At 39.9% G+C, this 15,812-nt stretch carries 15 protein-coding genes and 1 tRNA gene; 10 read left to right on the forward strand and 6 right to left on the reverse strand.

All coding sequences use genetic code 11. From position 1 onward, the window contains the following. The first annotated feature begins 92 nt into the window (after positions 1 to 92). The 6 genes from queA (at position 93) to CWC14_RS09465 (ending at position 7,509) form a co-directional block, all read left to right on the forward strand. Entirely contained in the window at positions 93 to 1,124 is a 1,032-nt protein-coding gene (gene queA / locus CWC14_RS09440) for a tRNA preQ1(34) S-adenosylmethionine ribosyltransferase-isomerase QueA (protein WP_008466350.1), read from the forward strand. 139 nt (positions 1,125 to 1,263) lie between these two features. Continuing rightward, on the forward strand, positions 1,264 to 2,391 hold the full coding sequence (gene tgt, locus CWC14_RS09445) for a tRNA guanosine(34) transglycosylase Tgt (protein ID WP_076921874.1): 1,128 nt from the start codon (positions 1,264 to 1,266) through the stop codon (positions 2,389 to 2,391). A 26-nt stretch (positions 2,392 to 2,417) separates the two neighbouring features. Next, positions 2,418 to 2,753, forward strand: coding sequence for a preprotein translocase subunit YajC (yajC, locus tag CWC14_RS09450; protein WP_010391747.1), 336 nt, complete (start codon positions 2,418 to 2,420; stop codon positions 2,751 to 2,753). A 19-nt stretch (positions 2,754 to 2,772) separates the two neighbouring features. Beyond that, entirely contained in the window at positions 2,773 to 4,632 is a 1,860-nt protein-coding gene (gene secD / locus CWC14_RS09455) for a protein translocase subunit SecD (protein WP_055012404.1), read from the forward strand. Positions 4,633 to 4,641: 9 nt separating this feature from the next. Beyond that, complete coding sequence (gene secF / locus CWC14_RS09460) at positions 4,642 to 5,589, forward strand: protein translocase subunit SecF (protein ID WP_013465987.1); 948 nt, start codon at positions 4,642 to 4,644, stop codon at positions 5,587 to 5,589. A gap of 132 nt (positions 5,590 to 5,721) precedes the next feature. Further along, positions 5,722 to 7,509 (forward strand): GGDEF domain-containing protein, encoded by a 1,788-nt coding sequence (locus CWC14_RS09465; protein ID WP_138562574.1) that lies wholly within the window; start codon positions 5,722 to 5,724, stop codon positions 7,507 to 7,509. A 52-nt stretch (positions 7,510 to 7,561) separates the two neighbouring features. On the opposite strand, the gene suhB is transcribed toward CWC14_RS09465, so the two are convergent. Next, on the reverse strand, positions 7,562 to 8,365 hold the full coding sequence (suhB, locus tag CWC14_RS09470; protein ID WP_010391751.1) for an inositol-1-monophosphatase: 804 nt from the start codon (positions 8,363 to 8,365) through the stop codon (positions 7,562 to 7,564). A gap of 236 nt (positions 8,366 to 8,601) precedes the next feature. Between suhB and CWC14_RS09475 the strand changes: the two genes are divergently transcribed. Further along, the gene (locus CWC14_RS09475; protein ID WP_138562576.1) at positions 8,602 to 9,018 is read left to right on the forward strand and encodes a VOC family protein; all 417 of its coding nucleotides are present in this window, start codon (positions 8,602 to 8,604) and stop codon (positions 9,016 to 9,018) included. Between the two features lie 46 nt (positions 9,019 to 9,064). On the opposite strand, the gene CWC14_RS09480 is transcribed toward CWC14_RS09475, so the two are convergent. Further along, positions 9,065 to 9,730 (reverse strand): LiaF domain-containing protein, encoded by a 666-nt coding sequence (locus tag CWC14_RS09480; RefSeq protein ID WP_138562578.1) that lies wholly within the window; start codon positions 9,728 to 9,730, stop codon positions 9,065 to 9,067. A gap of 313 nt (positions 9,731 to 10,043) precedes the next feature. On the opposite strand from CWC14_RS09480, the gene CWC14_RS09485 reads away from it, so the two are divergent. From CWC14_RS09485 to CWC14_RS09495, 3 genes are all read left to right on the forward strand, one after another. Beyond that, positions 10,044 to 10,616, forward strand: coding sequence for a BON domain-containing protein (locus CWC14_RS09485; protein ID WP_138562580.1), 573 nt, complete (start codon positions 10,044 to 10,046; stop codon positions 10,614 to 10,616). 64 nt (positions 10,617 to 10,680) lie between these two features. Beyond that, positions 10,681 to 10,839 (forward strand): YqaE/Pmp3 family membrane protein, encoded by a 159-nt coding sequence (locus CWC14_RS09490; RefSeq protein WP_008466367.1) that lies wholly within the window; start codon positions 10,681 to 10,683, stop codon positions 10,837 to 10,839. A gap of 275 nt (positions 10,840 to 11,114) precedes the next feature. Beyond that, positions 11,115 to 11,191, forward strand: a tRNA-Ile gene (locus CWC14_RS09495). Between the two features lie 366 nt (positions 11,192 to 11,557). Here CWC14_RS09495 and CWC14_RS09500 read toward each other — a convergent pair. The 4 genes from CWC14_RS09500 to CWC14_RS09515 all read right to left on the reverse strand — a co-directional run bounded on the left by CWC14_RS09500 (position 11,558) and on the right by CWC14_RS09515 (position 15,762). Then, positions 11,558 to 12,412, reverse strand: coding sequence for an Lcl C-terminal domain-containing protein (locus tag CWC14_RS09500; RefSeq protein WP_138562582.1), 855 nt, complete (start codon positions 12,410 to 12,412; stop codon positions 11,558 to 11,560). A 229-nt stretch (positions 12,413 to 12,641) separates the two neighbouring features. Continuing rightward, positions 12,642 to 12,908 (reverse strand): hypothetical protein, encoded by a 267-nt coding sequence (locus CWC14_RS09505; RefSeq protein ID WP_138562584.1) that lies wholly within the window; start codon positions 12,906 to 12,908, stop codon positions 12,642 to 12,644. Positions 12,909 to 13,363: 455 nt separating this feature from the next. Next, positions 13,364 to 14,740 carry a VapE domain-containing protein gene (locus tag CWC14_RS09510; RefSeq protein WP_212746550.1) on the reverse strand — a complete coding sequence of 459 codons (1,377 nt, stop codon included), beginning with the start codon at positions 14,738 to 14,740 and terminating at the stop codon, positions 13,364 to 13,366. Beyond that, positions 14,737 to 15,762 (reverse strand): hypothetical protein, encoded by a 1,026-nt coding sequence (locus CWC14_RS09515; protein ID WP_138562586.1) that lies wholly within the window; start codon positions 15,760 to 15,762, stop codon positions 14,737 to 14,739. The genes CWC14_RS09510 and CWC14_RS09515 overlap by 4 nt, the downstream gene beginning before the upstream one ends. Positions 15,763 to 15,812: the final 50 nt, after the last annotated feature.

A 15,812-nucleotide genomic window follows, 5' to 3' on the forward strand; every position in this document is an offset into this window, starting at 1 on the left:
CCTAAATCGCTTTTAATTCCAACTGAAACTCGCATTTTGAGGTGGTTTGGGTATACACTTGGCGCGATTTTAAATGATGTGGAATTCTAACAATGCGCGTAGCTGATTTTAGCTTTGACTTACCTGATGAATTAATTGCTCGTTTTCCTAAAGCAGACAGAACCAGTAGCCGTTTATTGAGCTTAGATGGGCCGAGCGGTGCTGTTGAGCATAAAATATTTAGTGACATTCTTGAACTGGTTAACGAAAACGATTTACTGGTTTTTAACAACACCAAAGTAATACCTGCGCGTATGTTTGGTCAAAAAGAATCAGGCGGTAAAGTTGAGGTGCTGGTAGAGCGTGTATTAGATGAACACCGCGTTCTTGCGCATATTCGTGCGAGTAAATCCCCAAAGCCAGGTAATGTACTCATTTTAGAGGGCAAAGCAAAAGCTATTATGGTGGCACGCCATGATACCTTATTTGAGCTTGAGTTTGACCGCAGTGAAAATGTGCTCGATATTTTAAATGATGTGGGCCACATGCCGCTTCCTCCTTATATTGACCGCCCAGATAACGAAGCCGACCGTGAGCGTTACCAAACGGTATATGGCGAAAAGCCAGGCGCTGTTGCTGCACCTACGGCAGGTCTTCATTTTGACGATAAACTTATGACTGCGCTTAAAGACAAAGGCGTACAAATGGCGTTTGTTACCTTGCATGTTGGCGCAGGTACATTCCAGCCAGTTAGGGTAGAAAGTGTTGATGAGCACATCATGCACTCTGAATATATTGAAGTGCCACAAGATGTGGTTGATGCGGTTGCCAGTACTAAAGCCAAAGGCGGGCGTGTGATTGCAGTAGGTACAACTTCAGTACGATCACTAGAGTCAGCCGCAAAAATACATGGCGGCAAGTTAGATACTTACTTTGGCGATACCGATATCTTTATTTTTCCAGGTTATCAATTTAACGTTGTTGATGCCATGGTAACTAACTTCCATTTACCCGAATCAACTCTGATCATGTTAGTTAGTGCCTTTGCAGGGCAAGACAACATTATGGGCGCTTACAATACGGCGATTGAACAACAGTATCGCTTTTTTAGCTATGGCGATGCGATGTTTTTGACCCGTAAATAATTCTCAGCGTTATCGGTTTTTATTTTACTCATAAGCATAGTGAATTTCTCACTGCTAATAGTAATAGGGTGGTAAAAAGGGTAGAATCGAGCGGTTAAATTATAGCTTGTTGGACTGTTTTTCCGACACAGAGGATATTATGAAATTTGAATTAGACTGCACTGATGGCAAAGCGCGCCGCGGCCGCTTGATTTTTGATCGAGGTGTAATAGAAACACCAGCGTTTATGCCTGTAGGTACTTACGGCACGGTTAAGGGTATGACACCTGATGAAGTAAAAGCAACCGGTGCACAAATTTGTTTGGGCAATACATTTCACTTAATGTTGCGCCCTGGCACTGAAATCATCAAACAGCACGGTGATTTACACGACTTTATGAATTGGGACTTCCCAATTCTTACTGATTCAGGCGGTTTCCAAGTATTTAGCCTTGGCGCAATGCGTAAAATCACTGAAGAAGGCGTAATGTTCCAATCGCCTGTAAATGGTGACCAAATTATGATGTCGCCAGAAAAGTCAATGGAAGTGCAGCGTGATCTTGGCTCAGATATCGTGATGATATTTGACGAATGTACGCCGTACCCTGCCACAGAAAAAGAAGCCAAAGACTCTATGGAGCTTTCTCTTCGTTGGGCTAAGCGTTCAAAAGAAGGGCATGGCGACAACCCATCAGCATTGTTTGGTATTATTCAAGGCGGTATGTATCCTGAGCTTCGTGCACAATCACAAGCAGGCCTTGAAGAGATTGGTTTTGATGGTTATGCACTCGGTGGTTTATCGGTGGGTGAGCCTAAACATGAAATGATTAATATTCTTGATCATTGTGCTTATAAAATGCCAGAAAACAAACCGCGTTACCTAATGGGTGTTGGCAAGCCAGAAGACCTAGTTGAGTCGGTTCGCCGTGGTATAGATATGTTTGACTGTGTAATGCCAACACGCAATGCACGTAACGGTCACTTATTTATTACAACTGGCATCATAAAAATCCGTAACGCAGTGCATAAAACAGATACTGGCCCACTTGATCCAGAGTGTGATTGCCATACCTGTAAGAATTATTCGCGTGCCTACTTGCATCATTTAGACAAATGTAACGAAATTCTTGGCGCACGACTAAACACTATCCATAACTTACGATACTATCAACGTGTTATGGAAGGTTTGCGTAATGCTATTAGCGAAGGTCAACTAGAGACATTTGTACACGATTTTTACGCTCGCCGAGGCCAAAAAGTGCCAGAGCTAGCTGATACAACAAATTAAAATTTAAAAATTAAAGAGGAAGTATTATGAGTTTATTTATTTCAAACGCACATGCAAGCGCTGGCGCACCTGCAGCAGGCGGCGGTATGGAAATGCTAATTATGTTAGCGATTTTTGGTTTGGTTTTTTACTTTTTAATTTACCGCCCGCAAGCAAAGCGCGTAAAAGAGCATAAAAGCTTAATGAGCGCGATGGCAAAAGGCGATGAAGTGCTAACCCAAGGTGGTTTAGTGGGTAAAATCGTAAAAATTGCTGAAGATAAAGACTTCATCGTGATCTCATTAAATGAGCAAGCAGAAGTAACTGTACAAAAATCAGCAGTATCTGCTGTACTGCCTAAAGGCACAATGAAGTCGCTATAAAAATAATAAGGACAGCCCCGTGTTAAACAAGTTTCCAATTTGGAAGTATTTACTTGTTTTAGCTGTGTTAGCCATTGGCCTTTTATATGCTTCACCAAACCTGTATGGCCGCGATCCGGCCATACAGGTTTCTGGCGCTAAAGGCACCGATGTTGACCTCAGTGTTGTAGACAAAGTAAACGCAATCCTCAAAAAAGATAACGTAAGCGCTAAATCGACAAAGCTCGAAGATGGGCAAATTCTTGTTCGTTTTAAAAATGTTGAAGACCAACTAAAAGCACAAGACTTACTGCGTAACTCGCTAAGTAACGATTATATCTCAGCTATTAATATGGCTCCTGCACAACCGGCTTGGTTAAAGTCGCTGGGCGGTAATCCTATGAAGTTAGGCCTAGATTTAAGTGGTGGTGTACATTTCACCATGGAAATCGATATGGTCACTGCGGTGGATAATCAGTTAGAGCAAATGGAGCAAGATTTCCGTAGCGACCTGCGTGAAGAAAAACTACGTTATCGTAGTGTGCGCCGTGTAGCTGGTTCTGAGCGCATGCGTGTAGAAATGCGTAACGAAGAAGATAAAGATGCTGCAGAGCGCTTTTTAGAAAGCCGATACCCATTAAACGTTTACATTGATGATAGCAGTAACGATAACGCATTCTTTGCCACTATGAGTGAGCTAAAGCTAAAAGAAATTCGTGACTATGCTATCAAGCAAAACGAAACTATTATTCGTAACCGTATCAACCAAATTGGGGTTGCAGAGCCAAACGTACAGCGTCAAGGTGCTGAACGTATTATTGTGCAATTACCAGGGATTCAAGATACCGCTCGCGCTAAAGAAATTTTAGGTGCTACGGCAACGCTTGAGTTTCGTGAGGTTGACGAAAATGCTGACATAAGCGCCGCTGCTCAAGGTCGTATCCCACCGGGTACTGAAATGATCATGAGCCGTGATGGTTATCCTGTGGTACTAAAAAAACGCATTATTCTTGAAGGCAGCCATATTACTGGTGCGCAGTCAGGTGCAGATGAGTACCAGCGTCCACAAGTAAGCATTAAACTCGATAGTAAAGGTGGAGCAAAAATGAATGCCTTTACCAAGCGTGCTATCGGTAAACGTATGGCTACCGTGTTTATTGAATACAAGCCATCAGGTAAAAAAGACAGTGACGGTAAAGCACTTCCGCCAATTAAAGTGGAAGAAGTTATTAACGTAGCAACCATTCAAGCGCGTCTTGACCGTTCATTCCGCATTACCGGTATTGATAACCCAGCTGAAGCACATAACTTAAGTTTACTACTACGAGCGGGTGCACTGGTTGCGCCTATTCAAATTGTAGAAGAACGTACGGTTGGGCCAAGCCTAGGTCAAGAAAACATTGAAGCAGGTATGACCGCTGTAGCCTTAGGTTTTGCGTTTGTACTGGCCTTTATGCTTATTTACTACAAAGGTTTTGGTCTTGTTGCGAATATCGCACTGGCTGCCAACTTAGTACTTATTATTGGTGTAATGTCGTTAATTCCAGGTGCAACGCTTACCCTACCGGGTATCGCAGGTATTGTATTAACCGTGGGTATGGCTGTTGATGCGAACGTACTTATATTTGAGCGTATTCGTGAAGAGCTTGCTGATGGCCGCAGCCCTCAACAAGCGGTTCATTTTGGTTACGATAGTGCCTTTAGTACTATTTTTGATGCCAATATCACCACATTAATTGCGGCGATTATCTTGTTTGCTGTTGGTACCGGTCCTGTTGCAGGCTTTGCGGTAACCCTAGCAATTGGTATTTTAACCTCTATGTTTACAGCAATTGTAGGTACCCGTGCGGTGATCAACCTATTTATTGGTGGTAAACGTGTTGATAAACTTTCAATTTAAGGAGCAGACATGCAAATTTTAAGATTGGGCGGAAAAACCCTTCGTTTCATGTCTCTTCGAAAAGTGGCAATGGGCTTTTCTACGTTATTAATCATAGCGTCGCTGGCGTCACTTTTTGTTAAAGGCTTAAATTTCGGTTTAGATTTTACCGGCGGTACAGCAGTTGAGGTAGGTTTTTCACAACCTGCCGATCTGAAAAAAGTACGTAATGTACTGGCTGAAAACGACTTTGCTGATGCATCGGTACAGCTTTTTGGCTCAAGCCAAGAAATACTGGTCCGTTTAGCCCCTCGCGGTGATGATGTAAAAGCAGAAGTAATTGGTAACCAAGTAATTGCTGCCCTTAAACAAGCTGATGATAGCGTAGTAATGCGCCGTATTGAGTTTGTAGGCCCAAGCGTAGGTGAAGACTTAAAAGAGCAGGGTGGCCTTGCCATGTTAACAGCGCTTATATGTATCTTAATTTACGTAGCATTTCGCTTTGAATGGCGCTTTGCTGTGGGCGCAGTTGGCGCGCTTTTACACGATGTAATCATTACGATTGGTTTATTCTCGGTGCTTGGTTTAGAGTTTGACTTAACTATTTTGGCAGCAATACTTGCCGTGATAGGTTACTCACTAAACGATACCATTGTTGTATCAGACCGTATCCGTGAAAACTTCCGTAAAGTACGTATTGACGACACCATTGAAATTATTGACCTGTCACTTACGCAAACACTTAATCGTACTTTAGTTACATCAATTACCACTATTTTAGTATTAATTGCACTCTTTGTATGGGGCGGCCAAACTATTCATGGCTTTGCTACCGCACTATTATTTGGTGTATTTATTGGTACTTATTCTTCAGTTTACGTTGCCAGCTCGGTGGCGATTGCCATGGGCGTAAGTAAAGAAGATTTAATACCAGAGGTGATTGAAAAAGAAGGTGCCGATTTAGACTCAATGCCTTAATTGAGATTAAATTATCCTTAAAACAAAACCGCTCCTAGTGAGCGGTTTTTTATTGCCTCCTAGATAAGTCACATAATAGTCATACTCAGTTGGTATTTTATTGCTCTTATTAAATTTTTATTTGAGCTAGTAGTGACTGAGCAACGTAAAGCCTTAGAGTCAATCTTACAACAAGGGGCAATAACAACCTTGTTCCAACCTATTTTTGATATAACTAAGCAATCTATTATTGGGTATGAAGCGCTGAGTCGAGGCCCTAAAAATAGCCCATTAGCGATGCCAAATAAGCTATTCGAAACGGCTCATAAATATCAATTAATTTCAGAGCTTGAGCTTTTATGCCGTTCTCGCGCCATAGAAAACTTTGTAAAACTAAATCTACAAGGGAAGTTATTTTTAAATGTCAGCCCAAAAATTCTACTCGATCCGAGCCACCCTAAAGGCGAAACCTTACATTTAATTGAACAGTTTGGTCTTGCGGCTAATCGTGTGGTGATTGAAGTCACCGAACAAGAAAAAGTAGATGATGGCTTTTTACTGTTAAAAACCATTGCTCATTATCGAGAGCTAGGCTTCACTATTGCTATTGACGATCTTGGTGCAGGTTATTCCGGTCTAAAGCAATGGTCGCAGTTATGCCCAGATATTGTAAAAATTGATCGTTACTTTATTGATCATTGCGATCAAAGCGAAGTTAAAAAAGAATTTCTAAAATCAATTGTGGTGTTAGCGCGGGCAACAAATACAGCGGTGATTGCTGAGGGAATTGAGCGTACTGAAGAACTCGATTTAGTTAAAAGTATAGGCATAAGTCATGTTCAGGGATTTTTGTTAGAAAGACCCACCCAACAACCAAGCTATGACTATAACTGTAAGCAGTTACAAGCATTTACATCGACTCAAGCAGGTTCAAAGTTTGAACAATCAATGGCTATCGGGGTGCTTGCTGTTGCTCAGCCTGCCATTAGCAGTCATACGCGTTGTAAAGAAGCTCATGCGCTTTTTGAGCAAGACAAACGCATAATTAGCTTACCCGTTTTAAATAGCAATCAGCAGCCAATAGGGCTGTTACACAAAGATCAGCTAACAGAAGTGTTTGCCGCGCCATACGGGCATGCACTTTATGATAAATGTGAAGTCACTGAGTTAATGGATAAACAGCCTTTGGTGGTTGATGAAAATCAAATGCTTGATATTGTCTCTCAGCAAATAACAGAGCAAGACTTTGATATTCGTCGCCATATTGTTATCACAAGTAATAATAAATATTTAGGTTTGGCACCGCTCAGGGACATATTAAAGCACATTACTGCTGAAAAAATCCGCCACGCCCAACATGCTAACCCTCTGACCATGTTACCGGGTAATGTGGCAATTAGTGAAGTAATAGAGCAGCGTCTGCAACATAAACAGCCATTTTCACTAGCTTATATCGATTTAAATCATTTTAAACAATTTAACGATCTGTATGGTTATGCCAGTGGGGACAGCGTGATAAAACTTCTGGCCGATGTGACTGTAAAAGCGTGTGCGCACAGCGCTAACTTTGTCGGGCATATTGGTGGCGATGACTTTATGGTGGTGTTTGAAAAAAAAGATGCGGTGGAGGTTTGTAATACCATTATCACGCAATTTGAATTGCAGTCACGCGTATTTTTTACGCCAGAGCATATTGCTGGAAAAGGGTATTGGGCAACTAATCGAGAGGGCGAAAAGCAGTTTGTACCTCTACTTACATTATCGATAGGTTTAGTTGAGCCGGATCTGCAGCAGTGTAAAAATAGCCATCAAGTAGCGGCATTAGCCACAGATGCTAAAAAAGAAGCAAAACGTTATCGTCACAGCTACTTATTTATTTGTAATCGAAGAAGGCCTGCACCCGCTGTTGTGCGTTTATCCAATAGTAAAAAAAGTGGCTAACAAAAAGCAAAAAAGGAGCCTAGGCTCCTTTTTTTTAAGTGCGGTATTACGATTAACGTAATAACGACTCAGATAATACTGGGCGCATTTCACGAACAATCGCTTGTGTTAGCTTAGGTGCACCACAAATAACGTTACCGCTCACGTTGTAGTTATTACCGCCAGCAAAATCAACAACCATGCCGCCAGCTTCTTTAACTAATAGCTCGCCTGCTGCTGTATCCCACGGTTTTAAACCAATTTCAAAGAAACCATCAACACGACCCGCTGCAACATACGCCATATCAAGTGCTGCAGAGCCTGCACGACGAATATCAGCGGTATGTACGAATAATGCTTTAAACGCTTCAGAATAGGCATCTAAGTGGTGTTTTTGTTTGAAAGGGAAACCTGTTGCAAGAACAGAACCGGCAAGTTCAACCGTTTTAGATACACGTAAACGTTTGCTGTTTAACTGTGCGCCTTGACCACGAGAAGCGGTGAAAAGTTCGCCACGAATTGGATCGTAAATTACGGCTTGGTCTAAACGACCTTTAACTTTAAGTGCAATAGATACTGCGAAATGAGGGATACCCTTGATGAAGTTAGTTGTGCCATCAAGTGGGTCAACAATCCATTGGTAATCAGCATCCTTACCTTTGTGTTCGCCTAACTCTTCACCAACGATGCAGTGATCAGGGTAAGAACGTAAAATAGTGTCACGAATTACGGCTTCGGCTTCTTTATCAATGTTCGTAACTAAATCATTAGTGCCTTTTTGTTGCACTTCAACTTTTGATAAGTCTTCACTTGCACGAAGAATAAGCTTGCCTGCGTTACGCGCAGCGCGAACCGCAATGTTTAACATTGGATGCATGGTATTACCTTTGGGTTGTAAAAGAACGTTTATATATTTAAGCCGGCGTATTTTAGCGGTTTTTGCCATAAAGTAAACCATAAAGCCTAAATACTTGTGAGTGTTTTTTGTACAGGCATGATCTTTCAATATATTTATCGGAATAAAAACAGACAATAAATTTGTAAATTAGCGCTTTACCTAAAGTTAACTTGAGGTTTTATGATGTTCTATATTCAATTAATAGGAAGAAAGTTATGAAATTAGAACACGTAAATTTAGTTGTTAGTGACATAAACGCCATGCTTAAGTTTTACCAAGCAGCGTTTCCCTATTGGTCAATTAGAAGTGAGGGGGAAGGAACTTGGTATGGTAAAGCAAGGCGCTGGGTACATTTTGGTGATAACGAGCAATATATTGCTATAAGCGATCACGGTGAAGGGAAAAACCGCGACCTATCAGGACATCAAATTGGTTTGGCACACTTTGCCTATGTAACCAATAACTTAAATGCAGTAATAGCGCGCCTAAAACATGCGGGCTTTGCAATAAGTAAAAAAGGTGCTGTAAATCCATTTAGAAAAAACATTTATTATATTGATCCCGCAGGGTTTGAAGTTGAGTTTGTAGAGTACATGAGTGATGTACCTAGTGAGCGAAATAACGATTTATAATATGAATGAAGCCAACTATTATGGCTTCATTCAATGTTTAGCATATTTAATAATGTTTACCATGTATGCCAAGCTGAGTTTTTAGATCATTTGCAAAGCTAATAAATTTTTCTTTAATAGTGCGTTTAACTTTAACTTCCACAGAGCCTAAAACAGTTTTTCCTTCAATGTGAATCGTTGGCCCTTGGCGCTTATTAAGTGACACTGTTTTATTTTCAAAACTGCCTAAAATACAAAACATTTTAGAAACTACATTAACGTGCTCTGGTACATATATTTCTTCGCTGCCAAAATAACAATTAACGTGAATAGTGACATGTTGGTGGGTAAAAATAGCATCCGTAAAATCAAGATTGATTGACCCCATGTAGTTTTCTATATAAATGTTTTGAGGAACTACCCATTGGCCGCTTCGTTCACTCGAACCAAGAATGCTTCTTAATGTAAGTGGCTCTTCATCAGTCTCATGCTGCGCGCTATAATTAGGTGCAAACTGAGAGTGCTTTTGCGCCTTATCTTGCTGGTCAGTATTTAAGGTTAAATCTTCAACGAGATCCATAAGTGCTTTATTGTCACTCGCTGCCATGGCGTCGTCTAAGCGCCTTTCAAATGCTTCTACAGAAATAACACCATGGCTGTAATTATAAATGAGCTGATCAATCACTTGCTCACGAACTTGCTCAATAGGGCAGTCTTCAATTTTAACAGACATTTAAATTATCCTTTTATGGTTTCTGGTTATTTCAAAGCAAGCCTTATACCAAATATTAAATTGTTTAAATTCAGTGGTTTATAATTTTTGGTTTTTGATTCTTTATTATATTAACGACAGATTAACCAAATATACAATTATTTAGTAAGTTTCGCTATTCGAGAAACTTTTACGCAATAGTCTGTAAATGTTTACTTAGTAGGTTTAAGCCAACATCTACTATTTTAAATTAACCTATTGAAATTAAAGGTTATAAAATGTTGGCCCGATGCTCGCATTAGCTTAAGTGTCTTTAATCAAAAGGAGAACGATTATGAAAACATTTAATAAGTCTATGATTGCAGCCCTAGTATTAGGAACAACCGCAATGGGCGCTCAGGCAAGCAGTTGGGAAAACGAAAGCAAAAAAGATGCTTGGATTGATGGGAAAGCAGAAACAGTATTGCTTATGAACACCAATCTAAATAACTTTGATATCAACACGGACGTAAAAAACGGCAAGGTAATGCTAACAGGTAAAGTAAACAGCGAAGTAGATAAAGAGCTTGCTGAAGAACTCGTGCTAAGCCTAGATGGTGTAACTGACGTTGAAAACAGTCTAACTGTGGTAAAAAACTCCGACATGAAGAAGCATGATTCTGAAATGATGGGTAACGACACTGAAAGTGATTTAACAGATGCTAAAATCACTACAGTGATCACAACACGTTACTTATTTGATTCTGAAGTAGGTGGTACAGACATTGATGTTGATACCGATAATGGTGTGGTAACTCTTAAAGGTACAGTTGAGTCTGATGCTGAAAAGCAATTAGCGATGGAAATTGCTAAAAACGCTGAAGATGTTCGCAAGGTAGTTGATGAATTAACTGTTATTGCAGAATAATACACTATACTAAAGCCCAGCCCTGCTGGGCTTTTTGCTTTGCTAACATTATAAGGATTAAATTATGGATATCATTAGAATTATTTTTTCTATTTTATTACCACCACTGGGTGTGTTTTTACAGGTAGGACTAGGGATGCATTTTTGGTTAAATATTTTGCTAACTTTGCTCGGCTATTTCCCTGGATTAATTCATGCGATTTACATTATTGCCAAAAAATAATGTAGCAGCATAGCAGGACATAATACTGAGTTGCTAAGTGCTCCCAAAGGTATGTGTATTAGTTACTCAGGCTGCTATTAATAAATGGATTTGTTTTACAAAACTCATCACTAACAAAACCTCAAAGCCTACTATTTGAGCAGTTAGCCCCTTGATTGTTAAAATAAAGCTTTTTGCTAGTGACAAGCCCCTAAAAACTTTTTATACTGCAACCCGCTTTAGTCGCTCTATGGCTAAACGCTTCAAAAATTAACTGCTTACAGTTATACAAAGATGGCCCCTTAGCTCAGTTGGTTAGAGCACACGACTCATAATCGTTAGGTCCCCAGTTCGAGTCTGGGAGGGGCCACCACTTTTCAAGGCTTTCCAAGTAAATACCTACTAACAAAAATATAAAAATTTTTTCGCGGACGTCCTACGGATCATAATTCGGTTTGCCTATGCGTCCGAAAAGTCACACCTTTACGGTGTCGGAAAACTTACCAGCGTATGACTTCCAAATATTCCTTTTTTATAGTGTCGAAAAACTAGATATTAAGTTGATTAACAGCAGCGGCTAGGTCATAAGTAAAAGTTTTATACCAGTAAATGCGGATAAAGGTGTTACCTCTACTATTTTGTATTATGTTTATTACGCCACCCCAATATTTAACGAGCAAATATGCTGCTTATATAGGTGAGTCAGGGTGGCCAACAGTAATTTCTATACTAAGTAGGCTTATTTATCTTTGACTAGCCGAGCATGCTGGGCTGTAGGCTCGCTTCCAACAATATTAGAATCGCCACCATTTTTAAAAGATACAGTTTTATAAAACTTATAGTTTGGGAACTCACTACGAACACTTTCTGTACTTGTATGATAAGCAGATTCTAAAGATACATTTGGAAATACAGGGGCCCAAATCGTTGGAGCGTTAATGTCTTGAAGGTCACACTTTTGGTCTATAGTTGTTAAAAAGTAATCAGGGATACCGTTACTACAATAAACTAGCGAAACTAATTCATTTAAGGCTGGTAAACGCCAACCATCACCTAATCGTGAAGCGGTATTTTGGGCTGATAGATTAGATATTCTTGATGCTTCTCCTTCGCAATTTTCTGTTGAGTCACTCCATACTTGACCTACACTACATCGAGCCCAAACTAAAGATGTGCCCAAGTCTGTTATGACGTCTCCATCTATTTGATAGCGCGGCACAGTGCTGGCTATTGGGCTTTGTTCGCTTTCTCTGTCACCTAACTTTGCTACAACTGTAAAAAAATATTTTTTCGTATAATCATCAGGCGTAAACAAAAAAGGTGATGTGACGCTTTTTATCCACTGTGAATTATCAAAGTTAGCATAACTATCGAATTGTAACCCTTTCTCGGTTGATAGGTAGATATCATAATTGTAAGACGGTGAAGAATTCCAACTAACTATAACTTCTCCATTATCAGAAATGGCAGCCACATTTTCTGGCTTTTTCAGTACCACTTCTTCATCAAAAGTATTAGTTTCGCTTTCAGAACCTCCACAGGAAGCAAGTAAAATAGATATAGAAAGTAGGCTAGCTTTATTGAAAAAGTTCATATAATAAACATCCTTATTAGTTAAATCTCATGTTATAGGTTTTGACAGGCCAAAAACCCTGTTAACTTATTGCCTATCCATAACGCTTATATTGTTTGATTTACTATTACAATAAATAGTGTTGTTTACAAGTCTTGGAGAGTGGTTATCAATTAAAGGCAGGTTTAACGTGACACCGAGATTTATAATCTTTTATTATTTGCGTCCGAAATTCCTTATCTATTTTTATCTAGTTTAGATTAACGGCAAACATATCATCATTAGCCTTTTCTCTGTTCTCAATCTTAATAGTTGATACTGGTGCTATTGCTGGAAGTGCAAATTTAGATAATTTACAAATTGCGTCTATACGCTCGGCTGGTTTTAACTCTTTGAGTAGTTCGGGTAATTGTTCAAACTCATCAGCTAAAGCATTTACTAATAACTGTCGAGTCTCAAACGTTAGCTTATTGGGTGTGCCTGCTTTACGTCCGCCTGTTTTTTTACCTGCTGCCATTGTTTATTCCGTTTAGTGTTAAAAATTGTGTAACTATTTCACTGTTCGCAAAAGCTAGTCGCTGCTTGTGTGATCAGTATTGTTATATTATAGCATTTACATGGTTAAGTGGTTAAGTGGTTAAGTGGTTAAGTGGTTAGGTATGGTTAAGTAAAATAAAATCTACTTAACCAGCCTACAAGCCTTTAGCGGTGTGGCTTTGCGGTAAAAATGGTTAAGTGGTTAAGTGACTTTACCCACCTTACGGAATTTAGCCGCTGCTGTGTGTGGGTCGTACCCCCTCTACTATTTATCATATAAAAATTTAAAGTTAGCGTTTTTACTTAACCACTTAACCAAAAACACCTGAAACCCTTGTATATAAAGGGGTGTAGCGTGGTTAAGTAAAATAAAATCTACTTAACCACTACTTAACCACTTAACCATTTAAAAAACAGAAGCGGCTATTCTATCGCTTAAAAATAATCCTCAAGCCCATCGTCATAACTGTCGTTAGCGGCTGGTGTAACCTGTAAAATTATCTTGTAAGCGGTGCTGTTTGCTCTACCTTTTTTACGTTTAAGAAAACCCTCATTAACTAAAAGCTTTAAGGCTTTACCCACAATTGCTGAATGGTTTGATTGAAACTTCCTATCTTCTGCTACTAATTCACCAGCGGTAAACCAGCCATTTATACATGTTGGGCGTTCTATACACTGCGGCAAATCAATTTTACTTTCTGGTGCGATATAATTATCAACTATGTGATTGTAAGCAAAACCCTTATCTTGAAAGTTATCATTAACAGATAGTGCCTTTTCTTGTGTCTCATCACTTAGCGCCCAACCGTAACCGTCTAAGTAAAGCTTTTTAACCTCAAGCCAAAACTGGTGTAGTTGCTCGGGGTCGGTTTGTTTTATTGCGCCTGTACCGTCAAACGTCCAACCTAGCAAACTGTTTAAGGTGTCCATATCAATAACGCTTTCAAGTTCAAGCACTGCAAAGCGTGTTGAGCCTGTCGGGTCTTTTAAAAAGTCTCTATCGTTTACTGTCGCAATAAAACACGTTTGGCGCGGCTTTTTTATATCACTTCTGGCGTATGGTGGGCGCACTGTATCAATAGACTTTGTAATAAATGCCTTTAAGCTGCCTTGTGAGTTTTTGCTTGTCCGCTCAAGTTCGCCAAGCTCAACAATCCATGACCGTATATTAGATAAGATACTATCCTTATTATCTGGGTTTAGTTCTGCGCCCTCTAAAAAAGAGTGTGGCAATACACTAGCTATACGCTCAATAAATGCCGTCTTTCTGAATGATTGACCGCCTTGTAAAACTGGCACTAACTTACTTTTGAATGTGTCCTCATAAATACACGCCACACACGCCACCAGCCAGTGCTTCATAATAGAATCGGCTAGTTGTTCATCTTTAGCATTTAAACACTTTATAACCTTGCTAACGCGCTCTATACCGTCCCATTCGCCCTTATCTAAGTAAAACTTAACAGGGTGAAAAGGATTATCTCGACTAATCGCCAATATATGATCATCAATTGCAGACTTTGGCAGTGAGTGTATAGCCGCTGCGCTTATTAAATGACTTCTGACACTTTCAAAATCATCACTTAATGATTGTGTACCTTTCACCAGCTCTGCTTCAAACGTCATCTTATTAAAGCCAAATTCTATACCGTAAAATTTGCCCAACGCTTTTAAGTTTTCGGCTGTGTTTAATGTGCGCCCTTTGCCGTCCTCACCTATTTTTACATCGGGGAATTTAGGGCTTAACATAGGCGTTTTTTCGGCTGTCTTTTCAACCTCTACAGGTATGTTATTAATTGCTGGCAGACTCATTTTTCACCCCCTGCAAAAAATGCGTTTACGCTCTCATTATGCAAGTGAGTAAAATACTCTTGCTGGTTATGTTTGTGTATTTGCTTAAACTGAGTTTTCGCAATGTCATGCAATGCGCGTTTATAGTCTCCGCCATATTCACGAATAACAATAAAATCGAACATATCTAAGCATTGCCCTGTAGCGCATGGGTCGCTTTCATGGTGTGAATAATAACGCTCTTTGCCATCGGTATGGCTTGTTAAGATATAAGCGCCTGCGGTTTTGCTGGTGGCTTCGGGTGGTAAATAAGCTTTACCTTGTTGCTTATACCCATAATGGCTAAGTAAACCCTCCCACGTGAAACCGCTATTAACTAAGTTAATAATAGATATTTGTTTCCCGACTAGGTTTTGCTTATACGCTGGTTTAATCGGTGCTGACTTAATAGCCTGCTCTTGTTGCTTGGTTTGTTCTTGTGCGTACCTCTCCGCATTCACTAGAATTTGCGAGTCTGCAACGTTCAGTGGTTCGCCTTCCCCTATTTTATACTCGTAACAATCACCATCAAAGCGCACAGGTAAATACATTATTTGCTGGGGTCTTGTGGCGCAATCGTCCGCCATAAATACATAGCTTAGATAGCTTTCCAACAGCGCCCATACCTTGTAAGTGACAGATTCGGCTATTTGTATATAAACCCTGTAGCGGTTGCCTTTACCGTCTTGCTGGTGGCTCGCTGTCGTGTGTATGATGTAAGACTTAATGCCCATACCTTCAAGCGTATCGGCAATGGAATCTATATCCAGCTTGGTGTCGTCTAGGTCTAACCTTAACAATGTAAAGTTATTGTGCTTTAAAACTGTTTCTTTGGTTTTGTCGGGTGCGTCATTAGCTGCGATAACAGGACTTTTAGCCTTTGCTTGTGCGTGCGTTAGGGTGCCTAAATCGCTTGGCTCTGTAATTTTAAGTGTTAACTCATGCCAGTTGATATAGTTAAAACACTGAGTAACTTTTATACTTTTAGCTGATAAAAATTTCATAATAATTTATACTCTTATCTAGGGCTGGTGGTATAAGTTTGCTGACATAA

Source organism: Pseudoalteromonas sp. S3260 (assembly GCF_005886925.1).
Lineage (GTDB): Bacteria > Pseudomonadota > Gammaproteobacteria > Enterobacterales > Alteromonadaceae > Pseudoalteromonas > Pseudoalteromonas tetraodonis.

What these genes read in the sequence shown, in the direction of transcription:
- queA (WP_008466350.1), top strand. Translation starts at nt 93, where the DNA reads ATGCGCGTAGCTGATTTTAGCTTTGACTTACCTGATGAATTAATTGCT.
- tgt (WP_076921874.1), top strand. Translation starts at nt 1,264, where the DNA reads ATGAAATTTGAATTAGACTGCACTGATGGCAAAGCGCGCCGCGGCCGC.
- yajC (WP_010391747.1), top strand. Translation starts at nt 2,418, where the DNA reads ATGAGTTTATTTATTTCAAACGCACATGCAAGCGCTGGCGCACCTGCA.
- secF (WP_013465987.1), top strand. Translation starts at nt 4,642, where the DNA reads ATGCAAATTTTAAGATTGGGCGGAAAAACCCTTCGTTTCATGTCTCTT.
- suhB (WP_010391751.1), bottom strand. Translation starts at nt 8,365, where the DNA reads ATGCATCCAATGTTAAACATTGCGGTTCGCGCTGCGCGTAACGCAGGC.
- CWC14_RS09475 (WP_138562576.1), top strand. Translation starts at nt 8,602, where the DNA reads ATGAAATTAGAACACGTAAATTTAGTTGTTAGTGACATAAACGCCATG.
- CWC14_RS09480 (WP_138562578.1), bottom strand. Translation starts at nt 9,730, where the DNA reads ATGTCTGTTAAAATTGAAGACTGCCCTATTGAGCAAGTTCGTGAGCAA.
- CWC14_RS09485 (WP_138562580.1), top strand. Translation starts at nt 10,044, where the DNA reads ATGAAAACATTTAATAAGTCTATGATTGCAGCCCTAGTATTAGGAACA.
- CWC14_RS09490 (WP_008466367.1), top strand. Translation starts at nt 10,681, where the DNA reads ATGGATATCATTAGAATTATTTTTTCTATTTTATTACCACCACTGGGT.
- CWC14_RS09500 (WP_138562582.1), bottom strand. Translation starts at nt 12,412, where the DNA reads ATGAACTTTTTCAATAAAGCTAGCCTACTTTCTATATCTATTTTACTT.
- CWC14_RS09505 (WP_138562584.1), bottom strand. Translation starts at nt 12,908, where the DNA reads ATGGCAGCAGGTAAAAAAACAGGCGGACGTAAAGCAGGCACACCCAAT.
- CWC14_RS09510 (WP_212746550.1), bottom strand. Translation starts at nt 14,740, where the DNA reads ATGAGTCTGCCAGCAATTAATAACATACCTGTAGAGGTTGAAAAGACA.
- CWC14_RS09515 (WP_138562586.1), bottom strand. Translation starts at nt 15,762, where the DNA reads ATGAAATTTTTATCAGCTAAAAGTATAAAAGTTACTCAGTGTTTTAAC.